18 protein-coding genes are annotated in these 24,040 nt (G+C 37.5%); 1 reads left to right on the forward strand and 17 read right to left on the reverse strand.

The genetic code is table 11. From position 1 onward, the window contains the following. Positions 1-41: 41 nt before the first annotated feature. Positions 42-5,336, reverse strand: coding sequence for an S-layer homology domain-containing protein (locus AQR02_RS22895; RefSeq protein ID WP_054942735.1), 5,295 nt, complete (start codon positions 5,334-5,336; stop codon positions 42-44). A 260-nt stretch (positions 5,337-5,596) separates the two neighbouring features. Between AQR02_RS22895 and AQR02_RS32620 the strand changes: the two genes are divergently transcribed. Next, positions 5,597-5,857, forward strand: coding sequence for a hypothetical protein (locus AQR02_RS32620; protein ID WP_159067826.1), 261 nt, complete (start codon positions 5,597-5,599; stop codon positions 5,855-5,857). 216 nt (positions 5,858-6,073) lie between these two features. Here the strand turns inward: AQR02_RS32620 and AQR02_RS35205 are convergent, their stop codons facing one another. The 16 genes from AQR02_RS35205 to AQR02_RS22970 all read right to left on the reverse strand — a co-directional run bounded on the left by AQR02_RS35205 (position 6,074) and on the right by AQR02_RS22970 (position 24,016). Continuing rightward, positions 6,074-6,199 carry a hypothetical protein gene (locus AQR02_RS35205; RefSeq protein ID WP_280818659.1) on the reverse strand — a complete coding sequence of 42 codons (126 nt, stop codon included), beginning with the start codon at positions 6,197-6,199 and terminating at the stop codon, positions 6,074-6,076. 998 nt (positions 6,200-7,197) lie between these two features. Beyond that, positions 7,198-7,758: a serine O-acetyltransferase gene (locus tag AQR02_RS22900; RefSeq protein ID WP_054942736.1), complete on the reverse strand. Its 561-nt coding sequence runs from the start codon at positions 7,756-7,758 to the stop codon at positions 7,198-7,200. A 205-nt stretch (positions 7,759-7,963) separates the two neighbouring features. Next, positions 7,964-9,475, reverse strand: coding sequence for a murein biosynthesis integral membrane protein MurJ (gene murJ / locus AQR02_RS22905; RefSeq protein WP_054942737.1), 1,512 nt, complete (start codon positions 9,473-9,475; stop codon positions 7,964-7,966). Between the two features lie 29 nt (positions 9,476-9,504). Next, positions 9,505-10,677 carry an O-antigen polymerase gene (locus AQR02_RS22910; protein ID WP_054942738.1) on the reverse strand — a complete coding sequence of 391 codons (1,173 nt, stop codon included), beginning with the start codon at positions 10,675-10,677 and terminating at the stop codon, positions 9,505-9,507. A gap of 81 nt (positions 10,678-10,758) precedes the next feature. Continuing rightward, positions 10,759-11,889 (reverse strand): glycosyltransferase family 4 protein, encoded by a 1,131-nt coding sequence (locus tag AQR02_RS22915; protein WP_054942739.1) that lies wholly within the window; start codon positions 11,887-11,889, stop codon positions 10,759-10,761. A 3-nt stretch (positions 11,890-11,892) separates the two neighbouring features. Beyond that, positions 11,893-13,017, reverse strand: a complete 1,125-nt coding sequence (locus tag AQR02_RS22920; protein ID WP_054942740.1) for a glycosyltransferase — start codon at positions 13,015-13,017, stop codon at positions 11,893-11,895. A gap of 60 nt (positions 13,018-13,077) precedes the next feature. Next, positions 13,078-14,289, reverse strand: coding sequence for a glycosyltransferase (locus AQR02_RS22925; protein ID WP_054942741.1), 1,212 nt, complete (start codon positions 14,287-14,289; stop codon positions 13,078-13,080). A gap of 1 nt (position 14,290) precedes the next feature. Beyond that, complete coding sequence (gene wecB, locus AQR02_RS22930; protein WP_054942742.1) at positions 14,291-15,415, reverse strand: non-hydrolyzing UDP-N-acetylglucosamine 2-epimerase; 1,125 nt, start codon at positions 15,413-15,415, stop codon at positions 14,291-14,293. A gap of 4 nt (positions 15,416-15,419) precedes the next feature. After that, positions 15,420-16,535 (reverse strand): polysaccharide biosynthesis C-terminal domain-containing protein, encoded by a 1,116-nt coding sequence (locus AQR02_RS22935; RefSeq protein ID WP_054942743.1) that lies wholly within the window; start codon positions 16,533-16,535, stop codon positions 15,420-15,422. 4 nt (positions 16,536-16,539) lie between these two features. Further along, positions 16,540-17,556: a polysaccharide biosynthesis protein gene (locus tag AQR02_RS22940; protein WP_054942744.1), complete on the reverse strand. Its 1,017-nt coding sequence runs from the start codon at positions 17,554-17,556 to the stop codon at positions 16,540-16,542. Then, positions 17,543-18,793, reverse strand: coding sequence for a glycosyltransferase family 4 protein (locus AQR02_RS22945; protein ID WP_054942745.1), 1,251 nt, complete (start codon positions 18,791-18,793; stop codon positions 17,543-17,545). Before AQR02_RS22945 ends, AQR02_RS22940 begins: the two co-directional genes overlap by 14 nt. Then, positions 18,790-19,677: an NAD-dependent epimerase/dehydratase family protein gene (locus AQR02_RS22950; RefSeq protein ID WP_054942746.1), complete on the reverse strand. Its 888-nt coding sequence runs from the start codon at positions 19,675-19,677 to the stop codon at positions 18,790-18,792. The genes AQR02_RS22945 and AQR02_RS22950 overlap by 4 nt, the downstream gene beginning before the upstream one ends. A gap of 1 nt (position 19,678) precedes the next feature. Further along, positions 19,679-20,311 (reverse strand): sugar transferase, encoded by a 633-nt coding sequence (locus AQR02_RS22955; protein WP_108722090.1) that lies wholly within the window; start codon positions 20,309-20,311, stop codon positions 19,679-19,681. A 98-nt stretch (positions 20,312-20,409) separates the two neighbouring features. Then, positions 20,410-21,417, reverse strand: a complete 1,008-nt coding sequence (locus AQR02_RS22960; protein ID WP_054942747.1) for a copper amine oxidase N-terminal domain-containing protein — start codon at positions 21,415-21,417, stop codon at positions 20,410-20,412. Then, entirely contained in the window at positions 21,414-22,178 is a 765-nt protein-coding gene (locus tag AQR02_RS22965) for a hypothetical protein (RefSeq protein ID WP_209444269.1), read from the reverse strand. The genes AQR02_RS22960 and AQR02_RS22965 overlap by 4 nt, the downstream gene beginning before the upstream one ends. A gap of 5 nt (positions 22,179-22,183) precedes the next feature. Further along, complete coding sequence (locus tag AQR02_RS22970) at positions 22,184-24,016, reverse strand: polysaccharide biosynthesis protein (RefSeq protein ID WP_054942749.1); 1,833 nt, start codon at positions 24,014-24,016, stop codon at positions 22,184-22,186. Positions 24,017-24,040 lie beyond the last annotated feature (24 nt).

Genomic DNA, 24,040 nt, shown 5'->3' on the forward strand with positions numbered 1-24,040 from the left:
GCTGCTCTGCTGTTTGTGATATCTTTTTCTCTTTTTAACTACTATTTTAATTGATATAAACGATAGATAAGCGCAGCCGCCTCCGCTTTGCTTGCGGTTTGAGCCGGACGGAAGCTATGATCCTCAAATCCTTCGAATAATTGGATACTCTTGGTCAATGCTACGCTTGCTGCTGCCCATTTCGATATTTTAGCCTTATCTGTGAAGATTGCATTGACGGATTCAGGCTGGGAGACAGCTTGCTTGCCATTATAGGCTGTAAGTGCCCGTGCAAGCATTGTAGCAATCTCTTCACGGGTGATAGTTGCTTTCGGGTCAAAAGCATTTGCTGATTTGCCTGTAATCATTCCCGCAGCATAAGCAGCGGCAATCTCATCATAATACGGATTGGATGATGAGATGTCCTTGAACGGCAGAAGCAATCCCTCACCGCTCAGACCATAAGCCCGGGCGATCATAGCAGCAAACTCTTGACGTGTAACTTTGTCCGAAGGACGGAACTCTGCACTCTGGTCCAGGATTCCCTTGTTCAACAAATAATTAATTTCCTGCACCGCCCAATGATTAGCAGAGACATCTGTGAAGGCAGCTTTGGCCAACATGACCGTATATCGGCTGAAGTGTCCTCTTGGTGTCGTTACGGTTTGAGTAACCGGGTCATATTTCCCCCCGACAGCTTCCCATGTAAGACTCTCATTATTAAGCAGATACACCGTCAGATTCTCCAGGTTGGCCCCGGAATATTTGGAAGTATCGATCGAAGATACATCAAAAGTTACTTCAATAGGTTTGGCGAAACTCTTAACCTGCTGACCGCCTACAGACGCGCTGAATTCCATCACAGGAATGCTGGCGAGCGGTTCAGCCTGACTAGGCTTGCTCACTACAGCATTCTCTACAACTTCAGCCGCCAGATTAATCGTCTGGCCTGCTTCTACAGTACCGAAGGTATCCGGTTCAAGCGTGAACGCGGTTTGATCCATCTGAATTTTTAAGCCGGCAATATCATTCTCTTTGACCAGCGAAAGGATTTCTGACGGAAGCGACGTATTCAGCTTATGAATCCCTTCTTCTACCGGTGGTACGTTGACGGTGATGCTCACTTTCAGATCTGCTGCGCTTCCTGAACCCAGCTTGCTTGTCAGATCTTTGGACAGATCGGACAGCGCCAGCTTCGCAGATTGAATCTGTGTGCTGATCAGCGTCTCATCAAGCTTCGAAGAAACAGTATTACCTGCCACCGTTACATTTGCCTTGGCAATCGTTACTTCTCCCGCTTTATTAAGAGCGGTCTGGCTTGAGGAGATTACGCTGTTCTTCAGCTTCTGGATGTCTTCCGCTGCCACACCCTGCACGTTATTGAGTACTGCTGCTGCATTCTCAATAAGCGTATGGGCGAGCGCAACGGCCTTGTCGGAGCTGTCCATTTTATTCAGCAGATATGGCGCGCTTCCAACAAGCTCTGTAATTGAGTCCACAATCTTCTGCTTCGCAGCAGAATCTTGGACCGTTGCGAGCAACCCTGCTGCCGTATCCATAGCCTTTGAGAGGCTCTTGCTGTTCTGCTCGGCTTCCGCAGAAGTAGTAGCAGATTTGAGCGAGACTGCGATGCTTGTGAGGGCCGTTTGCGCTGCTGCGGCCCGATCAGCAGCTGAACCCGTGGTATTCGTTAACAATTCTTCAAGCTTGTTATTCTGCTTCTCTACATTCTCGGTGACGTTTGCAGCAGATGGAGTTGGAGTTGGTGATGGAGTAACTATTCCAGTTCCAGTTCCAGTTCCAGTTCCAGTACCAGTACCAGTTCCGCTTCCATTGCCGTTACCATTGCCAGTTCCAGTTCCACTTCCACTTCCATTACCTACATCTGTTCCCGGTAAGTTTTCACCCGGATCCACAACAGTGCCGGTAGTCGTCTCAAGCACAATCTTCTTGTTCAGCGTGTAGCTCTGGCCATCAATGGTCAGTGAAGCCTTTATAATATACGTTCCATTAGGAAGATAACCAAAGTTCTCATCTGAAGTGTTATAGGTATAGGCAGTCAGCGGATAGCTGACCGATGAATCTGAGTATAGTTTTTTTCCAGACTCATCCTGAATTTCATAGGAAGCAGCCTCTGGAGTAACATATTTATACCAATTGGACCAGCCACCGTTAGCAATCACCAGAATCAGCGGCTTCTTAATCTGTCCGATTTGATTACCGGCAGTATCCACGAGTCCGATCTTCAGCCAGTTCACTCCGGCAGGGCGGGTCAGCTTTCCATCCTTCAGCCCAACGATGTCCAGCCCCTGTATGGTCTGCGGCGCAAGCTCAGTAAGTGTACCAGCCTTCAGTGTTCCAGGCGCAAAATGAATATCATACTGATACTCAATTGTACCAAAAGCTTTATCTACCTGTACTGTTACATCACCCGGAGTCAGCCGTACTTGATCAGCGTTATGGGCATAGCTCATAAGCTTCGATTGATTCGGTGTTAAATATTCAACGCTGTAAATCGATCCGGATTCTGGTGCAAGCAAGGTAGCCAGCCCAGAAGCAGAATCATCAAGTGTAAGTGTATTATCTCCCGCTCCAATAACAACGCCGTCACGGTAGATAAAGGTGTCTCCTTTAGTTTGGGCCAGCATACTGTAAGTCCCTTGCGTTGCGTAGAAGTAATTCTCATTCACCGCATTGCTGTCGATTACAAATGGAACGTTGTCTGCACCAGCCAAATCAGCTCTTACAACAGATAAATCCTCTGCAGGTCTATCTAATAACACTTTACTTACTTCCTGCAGCTCTTGTCTTGCATCCAGCACGAGCGAGTAATCCTTGCCTGGCTCCGTACGGACAGAACCGTACATATAGTAACCGAATTTAGATTCTACTCCCGTATAACTCCGGTTGTAGCGGATGAAGTCAACACCCACTACAGAAGGTGAATCCACAACCAGAATAGCTTGCGCTTCAGAAGTATTAATGAAGTAAGAGTCTCCTTGGTAGGAACCATTCTGACTCTTAACAACGGCCTGTACGCTGGCATAATCGAGTGGAACGCCTCCGGCATAACTGCTTCCTTCAGCCTTGTCCAACCCGCGAACGCGGATTACCGCCTGGGTCGCCGGATTAATCACCGCTGCCTTTACCTTTTTGAATAAGAAGCCCGGTTTCTTGAACATAAGTTCACCGATATAATAGGCCTGTTCTGAAGGGATTGTAAACTTCCCTTGAGCATCCGTAACTCCAAGCGCCTGACCATAACGGCTAATTTCCACACCGGCCTGCAATTCGCCTTGTCCGCCAGTGACATGCTGCCGAACAGTAATGGTTACATTTTGTGCCTGGTCAACCGTTAAATAAGGCTTCTCCACAAGGTCAACCAATTTACCGTCTTTGCCTCTGATCTCTACATCAAATTCATTCTTCGGCAGAACCTTCAGTACTGCCTCAGCCAGCGGTTCTCCATTTACATACTGACCGTTGGTATAGGTATAAGGTGAGAATTGAACTTTATAAGTCCCTGCAGTAACCGGCTTCCAATCCCGCATATTAATGCGCTCCAGATGGCCTTCCTGCTCTACAGTCGTCCAATACAGCGAATCATTCGCTATTACATTTCCGCTCTCATCTACAATCGACAACTTATAGCTGCCGTTCAGATCTACAATATTTCCATACTCATCTGTCATCACCACTTGGTTCTTAACACTTTCACCCAGTACAACCTGATTCCGCAGTTCATCTTGACCGTAGTAAGACGTATCGGGTACTACGACTTTGATCACGGCTGTATAGGTGCTGCCACCCTTCAGCGTATACTCGCTCTCGGCAGGTTTAAAAAATGATTTCAGTACAATCTGATTCGAGCTGTTGCTCTGGCTGGAAGCAGCAGTCGCGACAGTGGAAGTCAGACGATGAATTTCTTCACCCTTCTGCACATACAAAGTACCGCTGCCTGCAGGAAGAGTGGTACCGATCTGGCTATAATTAAGCTTATCATTGAGATAAGACACCAGCACTTGTCCCACACCTGCGCTCTGCAGGGGCACCTGAAGCTTCAAGGCACTGTAATCAGCCGGGTTTGCAGCCGTTGTTACTTCACCCGCAGCTTCCGTCGGCTTAATTCGATTACGGAAAACCACTTTGCCGTCTACACCCTGAATGGTACCGATGGCAGTGATTTCATATTCTTTATTCTTTTTGACGTAGATAGTAGGTGAAGTTAACTTTATATTGTTGTACCCACCATTAATCTGTTTATACTGGTTGTTATCAATTAGTGAATAAGATTCCAGCTGAACTGGCTTATTATCCCATGTGTAGTGTAGGCTCAGACGGCTATAATCGCTGCCAGCCTCAATAATCTCCTTGTGAACTCCGCTAACCGAGGAATACAATGCCGCTTGCCCCGTCTGGAATAAATACGTTCCAGTATCGGAAGTGATGACGTTTGTATAACTTCCTGATACTTCACCAGTTCTCAGCACTAGCACATCGATTCCAGAAACACCATAGCGGGTAACAGTTCCACTTGGCCAAGAAGAAGTGGAATTATGATTAAGCAGCTGCTTGCCGCCGGCATCCAGATAACGGACTGCAACGGTATAGGTACCTGCCTGCTGAAGATCCGTTACATAGATGGGCTTAGCTTCATATTGATCGGTTCCCTGTTTCAACAATACGAACAGAACAGGAGCGCTAATGGTTGAACTTATTTTATCCTTCAATTGAATCTGTCCATTTGCATCCGTTGTAAAGTTGTAAGAGTTGTAATTCATCCAAATAGCGACTGCTTCCTTCGCTAGCGGAACACCATTATTAAGGATGGTAAGTCTTACATTCTTATCATCACTGCGTATCTCTCCATTGGTTGCACTTACATATGTATTAGAATCCTTGGCCATTACTTCCACAGCAATGGTTATCCCCGTTGTCGAGGGTACCCGGATGATCTGTGGCAGGGTAACCACCGAACCTTGCTCACCTTCAAATTCTGCCTGAAGTGAGTATTCTTCACCGGCTGTCAATCCTTCAAAGGGAATGCTGCTATACTCAAGCGAATGATATACAGTATCCAGTACTGTAAGCTTCGCCTCACTTTTAGGCTTCACCTGGCGTGCAATTTCAGTTCCATCCTTAGTAAGGATAAACTTTACCTCTTGCAGAACCTTAAGATCTTTATAGGTGACATCTACTACACTGTTGACTGTAATCTTCTGCTTGCCATCCGGTGATTGTTCATTGGAGGCCATTCCCACTTTAAGTGAAGCAGCAGATACCCCAAGTACATTAACAAAAGATAAGAGTAATACTAAAATCAGCGAAACAGCCATTCTAAATTTCTTTGAATACATAACCCATCTCCTACTCCCCAGTAAATTCAAATCCTACCTATTCATAATTATTGAAGCCGTACAAACACAACTCCTTTCACAACTAAGCCCCATAAAAAAGCCGTCTAGTATGGATACTACATATATTTCATCGGTTGTGTCTGTTAATTCCTTAACAGGAAACAAAATTGAATTAATTCCAGGATAATACTTTCACGAAAATGTCGAAATTTCTGGATTTATGACTGATGTAGTTCTTTATGCAGGTATAAAGACGCGTTTTGGTTGTAGATTCTTGTCTTCTTAAATATTCAGAAAAAGGCGAACCAGAGATATTCTCTGTTCGCCTTCAGTTGCGTGCATCTATGCTGCATTTGAAAATAAGTGCAGGACTTCTCTTTAGCTGGTGCTGGAGTATAAACACGGACAAGAACGACAGTTATCCAAAAATCCATATGAATAACGAATTGGTAACTCTCAAGGAAGGCGTCAATGTCTTTACCTTCAAGGCTATAAACAGCCTAGGTAAAAACTCTGCTTGAGCCGTTCACATTCTCAACTTCTTCAGGTTAATATAGACCTTGGCATCCGCGTTCACTTTACCTGTAACCTCCGCTACCTGCTGTGGAACCTGCACCTCCAGTTTCACATCTGCAGTAGCTATCAAGTAAGAAGATTTCAGTACCCGGTAGAGTAATGTGGCAACTGAAGTACGAATTAATAGGACTGTTAGGTCTTAAGATGCCATCCGGAAAACCCTAGACCAATTTGTTATCTACAGCAACTGCCATTTCTTTAGCTAATTGCGGAGTTACATCCTCATAATCACTGAATTTATACTGCAAAACATTGTCTGCATTCACATTCTCCGTCTCAAGCCCCATTGCCCGAACCAAGGCAACTATAACATCTTCACGGTAGCACTTGCCTGCAAATCAAAAAAAAGGCTTTCCTTTCAAAGGAAAATACCCGGTGAACTATGAAATATTGAATATATTTATCTCTAACAGCTGACGGAGTGTTCCCAAGATAAAGTATCAACCGAGTACCCGTAGCTTCCATATCCTGACGTAGTGGTGTGGAATAGCGTTGCTATGTTGTATCTGATGAGATTATTGCTGAGGAGGATATTGGAACAAGAATAGAAAAAGTCATACGCTATATCGACCCCAAGCAAGCTCTTCCTGAAAAATACATAGACTCAACCATCGCCCCCGTCGAAAGTGTTCAATATGAAATTAAGGATGGGGATAGCAAACGTGAGTTTGAGGTTGAGATTGGTAGGAGGAGGAAGCACCTAGGTCGGTGCGCAGAGTAGCTGCTATAAATGAAGTAGATCCAGTACCCTGATACAGATACTATGGCTGCTGACTTAATAAAGAATAGTGTTGTTATACTTCATTCGCTTCTTAATCATCTGCAAGCTTGGAATTATCCCATTGCTTATTGCTTTCGACATTTCGCTATAGTACCATGCAAAATCTAGTCTTTCACAGACTATGTATAACATGTGTAGAATCCGGTTTGTTCATATAAAATACGGGATGGGAATAATCAAGGAACCGGTTAAACGGCTGGATACCGTAGGTGGGCTAGCTTCAATTTCTGATTTTTTTCATCATCTCTGATATCCCCCGCGAAATCTTCTTCTGCCGCATCAGGCCAGATCCTCTGTTCCATTAACCGATCACGTTATGTTTAGTTCCTTAGCTGTCGAATCCTTCTTTTAATGCCAAGATTGTCTTGAACGCTAATCAAATCATCGATTGTTCCGGCTAAAGAAATTGAATCCATGAAGTCCCATGAAGTCATGAATTCAAGTTCTGTCTGGTACATGATTTCTTCCATTTTCATTCTATAAAATTCCTATAACTTCCACCAACTACGTAGTTATCAATCCATCTACTCCTTTATTGTTTATTTTCTTAGCAGGAATTCCAGCGATAGTAATTCCTGATTCCAGAAAGGATTTTGTCACAACGGTATTTGCTCCTACCGCAATGTTATCGGCTAATTTAACATCTCCAAAAATTTTAGCCCCTGTACATATTACTATATTATTACCTAGATTAGGCATATGTTCTTCGCCACGTGTCGACCCTATTGTAACTCCGTGGTATATAACGCAATTCTTACCTACCCTAGATAAATTGTTCACTCGAATCCCTCCTCCATGAACAATATGCAGGCCAGAATCAAATACATTAATCGAGATAAATATCCCAAGTTTTAGCTGCAATTTATAAAACTTATACTTTAGCAACATTAAATATATTTTACTAAATAAGGACCGCTTAACATTTGAATAGTATTCAACTTTTCTTAACAACCTCTGAAACTTCCATTCTTCATCTTTAAAAATTCTTGGCCTCTTCCTCATTTCATGCCGACTTCTTCTATCTAACTCTATATATTGCAAATAATCTTCTTTCGTGTTTATCATTTGCTTCCCCACTTTTCACAATAGACTGCCTGCAGTTAATAAAATCCCCAAAACACCCTAAACATCTATAAGTTTTTCTTTATGTTCAGGAAAATCCCAGGAAATATAGATTTTTTAATACAATCGCATAAGAATAAATACTGAAATAATAGAATTTCATATATAGTTTTGGCTACTGTATTTCAGTATCGTTTATTTTACGAATTCAATCAAACTTATTTCTAAATTTATTTAGAATCAGATGCACATCTCTTATTCCGAATAAAAAAATTAGTAACAGATAAAAAACTAACCCAAAGAATATTGAAATAAAGAGAGCTAAGTATATATGTATTGATTGAGTCAAAAAACCAAAAAGAAACCTACATGCTATCCCCATAAAAATTGAAGCTAGAAAAGCTTTCAGCATAGAAAATAATATATTTTTAAGACCAAAAGAACCAATTTTTCTTCTTAACTTCCATATTAACATTAATGAACAAAATAACCCAGAGATACTAGTAGCAAGTGCCAACCCACTAATTCCGAGATATCTAGATAATATTACTATTAAGAAAATGTTTAACAGCATTGATTGAATCGCATTTATCATTGGAGTTTTGGTATCTTGTAAAGAATAGAAGACTGTAGATACTATTTCTCTAACTCCAAAACCTATCATCCCTATAGAATAATAAAACAAAACATTCGCAGTTAACAAAATATCATCACTATCAAAAGCACCTCTACCAAATAAAAGCTTTACCAATGGTTCTGAGAAAATCATATACCCTACTGTAGCTGGCAGTACTAATAATACAACACCATTTATAGATTCTTGTAATCCTCTCTTCACTCCACAAATGTTGTTCTCAGCCGCCATTTTGGAGATGGTTGGATACATAATAGTTAAGATAGCCGAAACTACAATGCCTTGAACAAAGGAATTTAGCGTATGAGCATAGTTTAAAGCAGAAATTCCGCCTATAGAAATTCTTGAAGCTACTGTTCTATCAACTAATTTATTTATAGTCTCAACGGAACTTCCTAAGAGAACAGGAATTATTGTGATAATAAGCGCTCTAAGATTTTTTTCCTTATAATCAAAGGAGAATTTATATCTATATCCACGTTTGTATGCAAATATAAATAGAAGTAAGGCTTGCGAAAATATAGAAAGAACACTTCCAATTGCTAGAAATACTGGTCCATAATTGTGTGAAATTAAGAGAAATATTATCATCAATATACTTAGTGGAATACCCGTAAGCGTTGTAATTATGTAATTCTGCTTTATTTGCAAATATCCCGAAAGAAGATAAACGAGCGCAGTGAAATATATCCCTATAATACTTATTCTACTTAAAAGTATTGTCAAGTTCAAAGTTTTTTCATCAAATCCAGAAGCAAATAACAACACAATTTGTTTTGTGAACAGTAATGTAATTATAATTATTAAAGTTGACAAAATAAAAATAAAATTCAGTAGATTGTTTGTAAAATAAGTACTCTGTCGCTCACCTTGCTCAATATTAATCTTATTGTACATTGGAATAAAACCGGTGGAGATTGCAGCTACTATTGCACTAAATATAACACTAGGGATTAATGTCGAAATTAAAAAAGCATCAGTAATATAGGAAGCACCAAAAAAATAAGCAAAGGCTACTTCTCTTAATAATCCTATTAATTTTGAAGCGATCGTAATTATCATTATTATTATTGCTATTTTTTTCATAGTATCTCCATAATGAGAATAAATTGATTTTATCTTTTCTCAAACATATTTAAAACTTTAAAAACTACAAAAAAAAGTATGAATTGCCAGGTCATATCTGAAAGATATCCTCTATAAAAATTAAAGAAAAAAATTATAAAAATAGCATATGCCGCTACACATAATGATTTAGTAGTAGTAGCTTTTATTGAAACTTTATACAAATAATTGGATATCATACCTAAAATAAACATGAATATCACTACCATGAAGATCCCGCCATTGATAAATGCATCACCAAAAATGTTTGCAAAAATCCCTCCACCAGCTAAATAAGCAGATTCGTTATATCTTGAAGCTAAAACTATCTGTAAAGGAAGTGGCTTTTCTACCCATATGCTCCGTGGTATAAAATTAAATATAATTCTTATGACGCCATTGACAGGAGATACAAAACCATCATTGATTACATTTTTATATATATCAAATGTAGCAAAAGATTCCATAGACATTTTCAACATATCCCAGAGATAATTATTTTCATTAAATTTTATCATCATATTTTTTATAACAGATATTAAAGAAATAAAATCTATAGAACCTACATAATCTCTTTTTATTAAAGTAATAAGCATAAAAAAAGGAGACATTATTAAAGCAATAAGAATCTTCACCCATCCTACTTTTATATAATTAAAGCTAATACCAAACAATCCAAAGAATATAAGAGACTTCACAATATCAAATCTTACTCTACCAGTGATTGCTGCAAGTACAGATAAAAAAGCAATAACAAAAAATAACTTTTTGTTGTTTTTCATATACCCAGCATATATATAAAACTTCACAAAAGATAACCCAGTTATGATTATCTGCTTATACAAAGTATTACTTCCTGCGGAATCTAAGTAACCGAGATTGTATGCATTTTGATTAATACCAACAAAAAAATAAGATAATATTGAATTAATATCTATCAATAAAAAAATCAACAGAATTAACTTTTTAAAATTGGTATCATGAAATTCATTACTTAAAAAGTCAATATTTATATTCAATTTACTTCCAATCAAAAATGAAAAAAAACCTATACAAGCTACAATTAAAGGAATGATATATTCAACTTTATGAACAGCAAATATAAAGGGTAATATTATAAAATAGATAAATAGAAAGAGATTCAAATAATTCGGATGTATTTTAGTTAATGAAAGTTTGAACATGATTACACTCCTATTTGCAAGCCTAGAATCAAATTTCCATGAAATCTCTTGTTTAAACACATTCTTATTCTAGAGATCAATCTAGACGGTATCGGATAATTGCATTTTTCTTGATATTAATTGACTGAATATTTCTAAATGAACTTGAGCCATATTTTCAATGTTAAACGACTGGATTTTCAATAATGAATTCTCACTCATTTCCTTTAGTAGTCTATCATTAAATAATATACTATTAATCTTTTCAGCAAGTGTTTTACAATTTTCTGAAGGAACAATATATCCATTTTCACCATTTTTAACCAACTCTAATCCTGCAATACACTTATCTGTAGTTATTACAGGTAGTCCATGTGCCATTGCTTCGTTAATCACAAGTCCCCATATATCCTCTCGGGTAGGCAAGACAAACAAATCCGCTGACTTGTAATACTTAGATAAATCTTCCTTATTTTTAAAATCAACAAATTTTACATTTTTCAGTTTCAAATTATCCCTCAATTTGATGAATTCTTCTGTTGGCTCTCCTCCCACAATATAGATGCCACATGATGATGGCAATTCCATACAAGAGTTCAACAATACATCAATTCCCTTTCTATAGATGAATTGCCCAACAGTTAATATAACTTTATCTTCATTAATATTTAATTCTTTTTTACATTTTATTTTTTCGTCTAAGGGTATTGGTTTGCTTAAAATATCTTCTTTTTTTAAAGATGTAAATGGGTATTTAAATATTCGCTCCTTTCTAGCTCCATAACTTAAATACTGTTCGTCTGTAATCCTTCCAGTACTTAACCAATATTCAGCACTACTAATAAAATGTGTTTTCAACATTTTTATTAATTGATTCTCTTCTAGTTTGACAAAAGCCCCATCGGATGAATAAACAAATGGAATACCCAATAGTCTTAGTTTTTCAATAGCTAACATAACAGTGGGAATATAGTAATTTGATATGACAATAAGATCATACTCATTTTTGTTAATATATTTTAATATTTTCAAATTAATTGCTTTATCATTTATTTTCCCCTTCTTCAAAAATATTGAACTAAAATTGTTAGCCTTTTTGGAAAACCAATTACTATTTAATTCACTTGAAACCTCAGCTAAAAATACTACTGTTAGGTCAACATATTTTCCCAATTCATTAAAAAAATCAACCCGATATGGAACAGGAATATTTTGAAAGTATAATATCTTCATTTGCTACTCCTTAATATAATTAATCAATTTATTCTCTTCTTCATCTATTTTAAACCCTTGTTTTTTTAGTTCAACGCTAAACTTTCGCATTAAATCTTTATTAGATATTAGTCGTTCAATACTATTAAACAATTGGTCAACATCAAATAAAGTAATGATGCCATTTACGTTGTTAATAATTTGTTCCTTAGCACCGGCAAAATCAGTCGTAACTATTGGCTTATAAAGACATCTAGCTTCTGCTAACGTTAAACAATATCCTTCATGCCTCGATGGTTGAACATATATATCACATTTTTCTAGATATGGGTAAGGATTTGTTCTCATACCTAATAGTATAAAATTGTTCTCTAATTTTAATTTATTTATGGCTTTTTCAAGTGCTTCTCTCTCATTTCCTTCACCAATAATATACCACTTGAAATCATATCCTTTATCTAGCAACTTTCTACAAACCTTTATTGCTAGATCATAACCCTTTTGTCTATCTAGCCGCCCTATAGATAATATATTTATTTGATTTTGATCAAAATCATTTATTCTATCACCAGACATTTTCTTTATTGTTTCTTGAGAAATTATATTATAAAATATTTCCGTTTTATCTTTGAATTCAGGAAAAATCCCTACATATTCATGCATCAATTGTTTTGAAACAGCGAAGAACTTGTCATATTTATCTAAATACTCTTTTAATATACCAGGGTGAAATTTAGATGTTAAAAAATCATTATGAATCCACGCTATTTTAATATCTGCGACAACCTTATCAGCTACGTATTTAACAATAAAAGGCATATGCATATGAAATGCAATTGCTACGTCATATTTTTTTTCTAATGACTGTATTTCTTCAAACTTTGTACTCATTTCTGGAATCGGGTCTTTTAGAACTTTCTTTTTAATTATTATATTGGCAGCTTTCAAAAACCTTAATTTTTTTACATTTTTTATAATTGAGGCTTTAGCTCCTCCAGCTAATAGTTCATCTACTAACTCTTTATTTAATGGTAATTCACCTTGAGTAACCCAAGAAGGAATAAATTCTAAAAAATCACCATTGGCTCTTACCATAAATATAGTTACTTCATAAAGATCCTTAGGAATCTCATTAATCAGTGACAACAAAGATTTCTCAACGCCTCCACAAATCATATGTGGAGTTATAAATAGTATTTTTTTTTCATCTCAGCTACCCTTTTCTATCAGGGATTTATATATACTTATATATTTTTTCCCGACATCCATTTTATTAAAATTGAGGGATTGACTTAAGCAATATTTTGAATAGTATTGCTTAGTATTCTTTTGAATTTGGAGAATACACTGATAAAGTTCATTAATTTCATTGTTCTTCACAATTAATCCACATTTTTCATTAATTGATTCTATACTCCCACCTGTATTAAAGGTGATGACAGGAGTGCCACAAGCTAAACTTTCAAGATTAGTTGTGGGAAAATTATCCTCTAGGGTTGGATTTACAAACACATCTACTGCTGTATATACTTCAGCTAATTCTTCGATATTTTGCGTTCTAGGTAATGCAATAATATTTTTAGGCAAATCAAGAATTTCTTTTTCTTTCAATCCAATTAAGACTATTTTATAGTTTTCATCTAATATTTTTGATAATTGCACAAAATAATCCAATCCTTTTCTTTTCTCCCAAAAACTAGCAACCCCTAGAATGACAAATTTATCTTTTAGTTGATATTTGTTTCTAAACTCACTTATTCTAGGCTTAAATAATTCCAAATCAATCCCATTATTTATAGTTGTTATATTATATTCTGATAAAAATGATTCATTTAATAACTCTGCTAACCACTTAGACGGTGTAATGATATTTAAGTCATTCACCTTACCAAATATTTCTTTTTTCTTAAAGTAGTTACTTTTAGAATTGTCTATTAAAAAACTTGAAGGGTAATTAGCTTTTTGTGGGCAATCATAACAACCTTGTTTCCATTTTCCGCAACCTTCGTAATCAAAATAAGCACAATGACCTGTAAACGGCCAACAATCATGCAGAGTCCAAACTACAGGTTTATTAGCCTTTTTAAGATAATCAAACAAGATACCTATATTTAAATAGTACCCGTGAATATTATGCAAATGGATAAGATCCGGATTTTTTTCTTGTATCTTTTTAATAAATGTTTTCGTTGCTCTTTTTGAACCAAATCCATGTTGATCAGTTAATCTTGTTTTAGCTACATGTCCGTACGTATCATACTTATTACCTATTTTAATTGTTTTACTACAATGCCTTGGCTCCCCTCTTCCATAACCAACATAACTATCAAAGCCATTAATAATAAGTGATTCATGAATATCCGTAACAATTTTTCCAGTACTTCCAAATCCGCAAACAGAATTAATCTGCAAAATCTTCATTCTATCTTCTCCATACAAACTTATTAATAATTCCAACATAACTTTGGATAATTTTCACTACTTTAGTTGATACATTATTATCACTATAGTCATTTGCTAATAAGTGAATTTCATGATTCATTTTCATGTTTATTGCTAACTCTACAGATTGTTCAATATTCTTTTCATCAATACCTCCTATAACTACGGAGCCTTTATCAAGAACTTCTGGACGCTCTGTTGATGTTCTTAATAGTACTCCCGCAAAGTTTAACATAGCGCTTTCTTCAGATAGAGTACCACTATCCGATAGTACGCAATAACTATTTTTCTGTAATTGATTATAATCAAAAAAGCCAAATGGTTTAAGATTTTGTACCAAAGGATGAAATTTAAAATTCCGTTGTTCAATATACTTCATACTTCTTGGGTGTGTAGAGTAAATTACGGGCAATTGATAACGTTCCGCAATTTTATTAATTGCGGTCATAAGAGAGATGAAATTCCGTTCATTATCAATATTTTCTTCCCGATGTGCAGAAACAAGTATATATTTCTCTGGTTCTAGGTTTAACCGTTCAAGTACATCACTTGCATCAATGTTCTCCATGTGAGCTTGAAGAACTTCTTGCATCGGAGATCCTGTAACAAAAATATGTTCTTTACGGAATCCCTCTGATAGAAGATATCTTCTGGAATGTTCTGTATAAGGCAGATTGATATCCGAGATATGGTCAACAATCTTGCGATTTATTTCTTCAGGGACATTTTGATCAAAACATCTGTTGCCTGCTTCCATATGAAAAATAGGTACTTTCAATCTTTTTGCAGCAATCGCACTGAGTGCACTGTTAGTATCACCTAAGATCAGCAGAGCATCTGGTTTTTCTTTTTCTAATACATCAAACGATTTTGCTATTATATTCCCCATCGTTTCGCCCAGATTAGTTCCCACTGCCTCAAGGAAGTAATCAGGTTGACGAAGTTCGAGTTCATTGAAGAATACTTCATTTAATGTATAATCCCAATTCTGCCCTGTATGTACTAAAATATGATTGAAATATCTATCGCAAGCTTTAATGCACTCAGACAAACGAATGATCTCTGGTCTGGTGCCAAGGATTGTCATAACTTTAAGCTTTTCCATTTTCTTAAACCTCCAAGTAATAAGTATCTGGCTTTTCAGGGTTAAACAATTCATTAGCCCAGAAAAGGGTTATTACATCACTAGTACCTGTATTAGTGATGGAATGTGTATATCCAGGTGGAATATCTATCACTCTCAAAGATAATCCATTCACAGGATATTCTAAGATTTCTTCTCCTTCAATCTGTCGAAACTTGACTACAGCTTCTCCTTCAATAACAAGGAATTTCTCTACTTTAGTATGATGCCAGTGGTTACCTCTTGTAATACCTGGTTTAGTTCGTGATATAAATACTTGACCTGAATGTTCCGTTTTAATGAACTCTGCTAACCATCCTCTGTTATCGTGTTTCATTTCCAAATCATATCCGAAATTGTCTTCTGGCAAATATGAGAGATAAGTACTGTAAAGAAAGCGTTCAAAATCACTTTTCAGACTCGAAATAACAAGTGTATTCCGGCTCTCTTTAAATGATACTAAGCTAGCTTCCAGATCCTTAAGCTTAACATTGAAGGAGCGCGAAATATCGCAGTAACCACTTGAGTTGGTTCCACTTAAAGTATCCATTGCAGCTATGAAGGATTCAACTACATCATCAATATAAACTAAATTAACTTCCGCTTCCGGATTATTCACTTGAATGGGTATTTCTCTGCTAATATTGTAGCACCAAGTTGCAACTACAGAATTATAGTTAGGTTTACTCCATTTCCCAAAAACATTGGGTAGTCTATATATAAATGTACTAGCTCCCTTTTGGTCTCCATAAGCGGAAATCGCTTCCTCAGCTGCGCGCTTGCTGTTCCCATATGGATTATCCTGTTCAGCTTGGATCGATGAAGAGAGAAGTATTGGAGTATTCTTTCCGTTCGAAATCAATATATTGATTAAGTGTTGAGTGACACCCAAATTACCAGTCATGAATTCCTCAGTATTCTCAGGCCGATTAATTCCAGCAAGATGATAAATGAAATCAGCCTTAAGTGCATATTCTTCTAATTCTTGGAGTGAATGCTTTGAATCAACCTTCATAACCTCAATATCATCTCTTCTGTTTAAAGACGCTACTAAGTTACGACCAATGAATCCGTAGGCACCTGTTACCAAAACAGTTTTCATTATTCTAGCCCCTGCCATTAAGTTCTTTATTAATCAGATCTAGACTTAACAAGAGTTCTTTAATCCCTTGAATATCTAATCTTTCTGTATTATGAGAATTGTATTCCCAACCCTCGGATATATCTTTATCGCCTTCTTCAAAGAATTTATCATAGTTCAAATCTCTCGTATCAGCAGAAATCCGGTAATAGCTTCCCAGATCAGTTGCTTTTGCCATCTCTTCCCGTGTAAGCAATGTCTCATATAACTTTTCACCATGTCTAGTTCCAATAACTCTTGTGTGACTATCTGACTGAAACAGTTCTTTCAAAGCTATAGCTAGTTCCCCTATTGTTGAAGCAGGAGCCTTCTGAACGAAAATATCTCCTTGAACTGCTTTGTTAAAAGCAAACAACACTAGTTCAACAGCATCTTCCAAGGACATTAGATAACGGGTCATATCAGGATCAGTAATTGTAATATCCTCATAATTTTTAATTTGATCAATGAACAATGGAATAACTGAACCTCTAGAGCACATCACATTTCCATAACGTGTGCCACAGATTAAGGTATCTTCAGGACTTACAGTCCTGGATTTAGCAACCATAACCTTTTCCATCATGGCTTTAGAAATTCCCATAGCATTGATAGGATATACTGCCTTATCTGTTGATAGACACACTACCTTTTTCACTCCAAAAGCAATGGCAGCATTAAGTACATTCTCAGTTCCCATAACATTTGTCTTAACAGCCTCCATAGGGAAAAATTCGCATGAAGGAACTTGTTTTAGGGCTGCCGCATGGAACACATAATCCACATTGTGCATCGCTGCTGCAACACTGTTATAGTCTCTAACATCCCCTATAAAGAATTTCACCTTATCGTTTCTTAGTTCTTTGCGCATATCATCTTGTTTCTTTTCATCCCGGGAGAAGATTCTAATTTCTTTAATTTCTGTATTTAGAAATCTCTTCAGCACCGCATTGCCAAAAGAGCCTGTCCCACCAGTTATTAATAATGTTTTATCTTTGAACATATTGTATTTCCTCCATTAATGACTCTCGTCCAAAATAAGTGTCCATTTCACTCAATAACTCTTGTTTATTAAAATTGGCATCATAATAGTTTCTTGCATTCATACCCATCTTTTTAAGTTCATCTGGTGACTTATTGAACATTTCGATAATAATCTCAGCAAGCTTTTCAGCATCTCCGGCAGGACTAGATAGACCCGCTTTTGCCTCATTAATGATTCGATTTGTTTCCCCATTAGCAGAAGCAATAATAGGTATTCCACAAGCCATATACGATTGTAGTTTTGCTGGAATTGTCATAGCAAACAATGGACTATCTGTTAAACACTGAAATGCAGCGTCACTGCTAGCTAAAAGTTCTGGTATTCTTGTTGCAGGTTGTCGGGGGATGAAATTGAACATTTCAGATATATCATTTGCAGTCACTAATTCTATTAACTCACTTTTATATCTACCATCACCAACAATATTAAATCTGACTTTATTTTTCATATTCTTTTCTTTAAGAATTAAAGCTGTTTTTGGAAGTATATCTAATCCCTGCGCGTTACCAATATTTCCAGCAAAAATGATATTAAATGTATCATCATTAGGAATTTCAGTAACAATACTCTTTTCTATAGGTACATAAAAGTCTTCTGCGTATTGAGGCCAATATGCTATCTTTTCTTCTTCAACCCCACGTTTAGCGATTGATTGAACAAAGCTGTTAGACGTAGCGAAAATTTTATCACAGCGGGCATATATATAGTCAACCATTTTACCAATGGCGCCAATAATATATTTATTATTAACTCCGGTTATAATCTGTACATTCTCAGGCCAAAGATCTTGAACATACAAGAAACATGGCACTTTCCTTTTTTTGGAATACCAAATACCTGGTAAAGCTTGAGTCATTGGAGAAACCTCAAATATAAAAACATAATCCGCCTTAATTCTAGTGAACATTTTCCAAAAGTACCCTGATATTACAAATGATAAATAATTCAATGCAAGCATCATTGAACTTTTCCCTCTTGGCACTAATGGTATTCTAATAATGTCCACACCATTATATGTTTCTCTGCGTCTTTTAAACAAACCATAACCGGGATAATACTTTCCTTGAGGATAATTAGGGATACCAGTTATTACCGTAACCTTATAACCTTTTTTGATCCACTCTGTACAGATATCATTAATACGAAATTGTTCAGGGTAAAAATATTGAGCTATAACTAGGATATGTTTGTTCACTCTTTACCCTTCCCATCTATAGTTTCTGTTAAAATAATCGATTCTCTTAAACTTCTAATTTGATAATCGTTTTTATACTTACTCATTTTTAAATTATATGCCAAGTTTCCAAACACCTTGTTCACCAACCCAATTTTAAATACTAATTTATTAGCAATAAAAGGATTAAATGCCTTGGTCAACTTAATATTTTTGCTATGTGCCTGAGCGATCATTAAGACCATCTGACTAGTATTCACATGCTCACGATTCTGGGGAAAGAAAAGCCCTTGTTCTTGGTTATCAACTATTAATTTGATAAACTCACAAAGATTATCTATGTGAAGCATACTACGCTTATTATCTATGTTAGGAAACAAAGGGAGTTTCCTCGAGAACTTTGCCAACACAGGATAGTTACCTTTAGAACCTCTTCCATAAATCATAGGTGGTCTTAAGACAGCAACTTTGAAGTCGTCATCTTCCAAAGCCCTTACCCCTTCCTCCGCTTGCAACTTACTGTTTCCATAAAAGTTATTAGGTTCTGGAATACTGTTTTCATCGATAAACCCGTCGCTCTTCTTTGCAGAACCATACACAATAATGCTGCTCATTAATATAAACTGTTTAACACTATTACTTTTAGCTTTTTTGGCGACTTTTATTGCAATGTCGCGATTTATTCTATAGTATTCTGCTTCCATTCCAGGATCAGTTGATACATGAGCAATACCAGCTAAATGTAAGACAACATTATATTGAGAGAAATCAAAGTCTTCCCAATCATTACCTCTTACAGATAATTCTTCAATTTCATACTGATGAGGAGATTGCTTTAGCCACTTAATTAGACATGTACCAATAAAACTCCCTTTACCAGTTATTAAAATCTTTATTTTATCCATATTATAGAATTGCCCCTTCAGTGCCAGACGATTTCCCCTGCTCAGTTGCCCCTTCTCTGATCCCTTCTGACTTAAGCACACTAAAAATAGTCAGCAAGAACACTTTAGAGTCCATTGTAAAAGAAATATTTTTGATATAATCACCATCAAGCTTTGCTTTTGCTTCAACTGGCAATTCATCTCGTCCGTTAATTTGTGCCCACCCGGTCAATCCAGGTTTAATATCATTCGCCTTATATTTGTCTCGTTCTAAGATAAGATCATATTGGTTCCAGAGTGCTGGTCGGGGACCAACAATGCTCATTTCACCCTTTAGAATATTTATAATTTGAGGTAATTCATCCAAACTTGTTCTACGAAGGAATCTGCCTACTTTGGTTATGTATAGATTGGGGTCTTGTAACAAATGAGTAGGCATATTGCTAGGCGTATCTATACGCATGGTTCTAAATTTGAGGATATAAAATTCCTTTTTACCCTTACCTATCCGTCTTTGTTTGAATAGGACAGGCCCTTTAGATGTTAATTTAATAATCAGTGCAATTATTAAGAAGAATGGCCACAAAAGGAACATTCCAAGTAAGGCCAATAGAAAATCAATAATTTGCTTTGTTATCATATAGGAAAAACTCATGAGCTCACCCATTCCTTTGGATCTCAGTAATAATTCACCAGAAATCACTACTACTTTTAGTAGTAATAACACTGATGAATTATTCACAAGCATAATATTTAATTTGTCATAGCTTCAGCTATTACTCTACCTGCCTCTAAGTCTGCCTCAAAAGCTTTTCTATACTGATTAATAACATCAGTGCTATAGCCATTAGCCTTAAGTTGTTGTTCAGCCTCAGCCACAATACTATTAAAGCTAGCTGTAAATGATGCTAATTGTTCTAGACCCTTGTTTTTAATACTCACTTTACTTGTATCATCTTTGGCAGCTACATACTCAAATGCAATACTCATTAATGTTGACTGGCTCTGAGTTTTTAATGCATTTAGCTTAGCTTCCGTTGCACTTGTTATATCTTCATAAGAAACTTTTCCAGAAGTTGAGCCACCAGCCTGTGTTGGAGTTGTAGTAGTTGCTCCCTGGCCTGCATTGCCTGGTGTGTTCCCTTCACTCACTTGTTCTTGGTATGACTTAGATGCAGCCGTAATAACCTTTGCTTTCTGATCCCAGTTGATTACGTTTCCCACCGATTCTGAAAGGAATCGAAGCGGTACATATAATGCTCCATTTAAGATATAACTAGATTGGTTAGCAGGTAGACTTTTAGCAACATCATCAAATACAAAGCTTGCCTTCACGGAAGTTAATGTTACAGGTTTAGAAGCCGAGAAAGTCGTTTTAGTATCCGCTGCATTCATAATATACTCTTTGATTACAACCTCCTCAGAACTGCTTGGTTTACCTACGGAAACCTTAAGGTTCTTGGCATCCCAATTCACGCTTTTTTGCAATGCATAAGACATAAATCTTACGGGTACATAAGTCGTATTATTATGAATAAATACCAGTTGACCGGAAGGCGGCACCATACTTACACCATCAAAGATCATTTTGACATTCATATTTTGAACCTTAATAGAGTTAGTGTAAGTATTAATTGTGGGTGTTGTGGTAGCAGCAACTGACGCAGCTGATGCAGATAGTGGTGCCGAAGCCGTTAATGGGGCAGCCCCAATGGATAAGAGGAGCAGTAGAGCTGCTGCAGGAATCTTGACTTTACTCATTGCTGTTCACTTCCTTCTTCTTGTGCTTTAAGCTGTTCTTCTTCGGCTAACACTTGTTCTTGTGTTTTCCCTTCACTTACACCATACTTCTTCGCAATCTGAGAAAGTTCATTATATTGTTCCTCTGACACTTTACCAAGGATAATACTGCGCGCTTCGCGTTTCTCATCTATGGTTAAGCCACCCGATGCTAACTCCTGCAAACGTTTGATGTCTGATACACTTAATTGACTCATCACAATAGATGCCACATCCGCTTTTTCTTTAACTGTAACATTTTCTTGTATTTGCTTAGCTTTATCAGCTGAGACCTGTGCAGTATATCCGCCCACATCTGTGTTCTTATCCGAGGACGGACTGCTTGATGCTTGGGGTTTTGTCGAAGGAGAAGCAATACTTACACTATTCTCAGCTGTCTTCTGTGCCGTGACAGGCTGACTAGTTGCAGTCTCTGAAGCAGGCGCTGATACAGGTGAGGTAGTTGCCGTTGGATTATTTGTATTGCTGACTGGGTTATCCGTAACAGCTTCAGTTGGCTTTACCGTTTCTGCAGGTGCTATAGTCGGTTCCAAGATTACGCTCCCGCTATTCGATACATTGTTAGATTCTAAATCCAAACCTCCGGCCATGGAGGTCATTAATTTATCTACTGCATAATTCGCAGCGAACAATCCACCGATTACTAATACTATGATTATAGACAGAGACCACGCCAGTATCTTCTTCCATCTCTTGTTGAACATAGTAATCCCTTCTTTCACAATAGTTAGCTAATAGCGGCTTGAGCAACAGGCTGCATGGGAACAATCTGATTAATCACTTCACGAATAGCACTTGGTTCCTCCGTCAATACACGTTCTAGCCGCTTAAATTCCAGCTCAAGCTGATTCTGACTGATTACATTTGGTTTACCTATAAATATACGATCATGTTGAGTCGAACCCAGATTCTCTTCATCTGTTAAGAGTTCTTCATAGAGCTTCTCACCTTCGCGGATACCAGAGAACGTAATATCAATATCCCTATAAGGCTCATATCCTGACAAGGTTATCAAATCCTCGGCCAAGGTAAGAATCTTCACAGGTTCACCCATATCCAGTACAAAGACCTCTCCGCCTTTGGCGAAGGAACCGGATTGGATGACCAGCTGCACTGCTTCAGGAATCGTCATGAAATATCGAACCATCTCAGGATGGGTAACGGTCACAGGTCCACCAGCTGCAATTTGCTGTTTGAAGGCTGGTATTACACTGCCCCGGCTGCCTAAGACATTACCAAAACGCACAGCAGAGAACTTAGTCTTACTAGTAGTATTCAAACTTTGTACATACATCTCTGCAATACGCTTGGTTGCCCCCATAACACTAGTAGGGTTAACTGCCTTGTCTGATGAAATCATGACAAAACGTTCTACTCCATAACGATCAGCACAATCAGCAACGTTTCTTGTTCCGAAGACGTTATTCTTAATCGCTTCTGATGGATTGCGCTCCATCAGAGGAACGTGTTTATGCGCTGCCGCATGAAAGACAACATGCGGTCTGAACGTGTGGAATACATCCATCATGCGGTTGCGGTCCTGTACATCTGCAATGACCGTAACGATCTCAAGATCAGGAAATTTCTTACGCAGTTCCATTTCAATCGTATAGATACTATTCTCACCATGGCCAAGTAGTAGAAGCTTCTCAGGAGCAAAAGGAGACACCTGACGGCACAACTCTGAGCCAATAGATCCGCCTGCACCTGTGACCATAACCGTCCTATTATGGACATAGCCTAGAATACCGTTCAAATCTGCTATAATCGGCTCACGTCCAAGTAAATCTTCTACACTTACATCACGAAGCTTCTTCACAGATATTTTCCCGGCAATCAGATCATTAAGTGCAGGAATAATTTTAAGCTTAGCACCCGTAGTTTTAGCTAAATTGATAATCTCGGAAATCTCGGTTCTGGATACAGATGGCATCGCAATAATGATCTCATGGATATCTTTTTCTTTGACGAGCCGCGGCAGATCATATCGGTTCCCCAGCACAGGCAGGCCTAAGATTGACATGTGATATTTGTTGTGATCATCATCTATGAACCCTATCACTCTCGTACCAGCAAAGGAAGGCCCCAACATCTCCTTCGCGATCAGCATGCCGCAATCCCCTGCTCCAACAATCAGTGCATGGGTTTCGGTTTCTATATTGGTTACCCGATCATTACGAAACACTCTCCATAAGAACCGCACTCCGCCAACCAAGACTAGAATCGTTTCCATCGAGCGGATTTCCACTCCAAAGGGTACACGCGCTGGGAGGAGCAGTAGTGCAATCGCATAGGAACTAATAGAACCGATGACAATGGCCTTAAGGATGGAGACAATCTCTCCAATACTGGCATATTGCCACATCCGCCGGTAAAGACCGAAATAGATCAAGCTTCCCCCAATAATAATCGTCGAGATGATGCCAAACTGCAGCATCTGGACCACATAATCATGAGGGATACCGTCATAGAACCGGAACCAATACGAGGTAGCAATACTGAACCAAATGATGGCCAGATCAATGAAGAACAACACGAACACTCTAGATTTTGCTGTCATTTTTAGTGCCTCCAAAAATAACAT

The sequence above is a fragment of the Paenibacillus ihuae genome (assembly GCF_001368795.1).
GTDB classification, from domain to species: Bacteria; Bacillota; Bacilli; order Paenibacillales; family Paenibacillaceae; genus Paenibacillus_AQ; species Paenibacillus_AQ ihuae.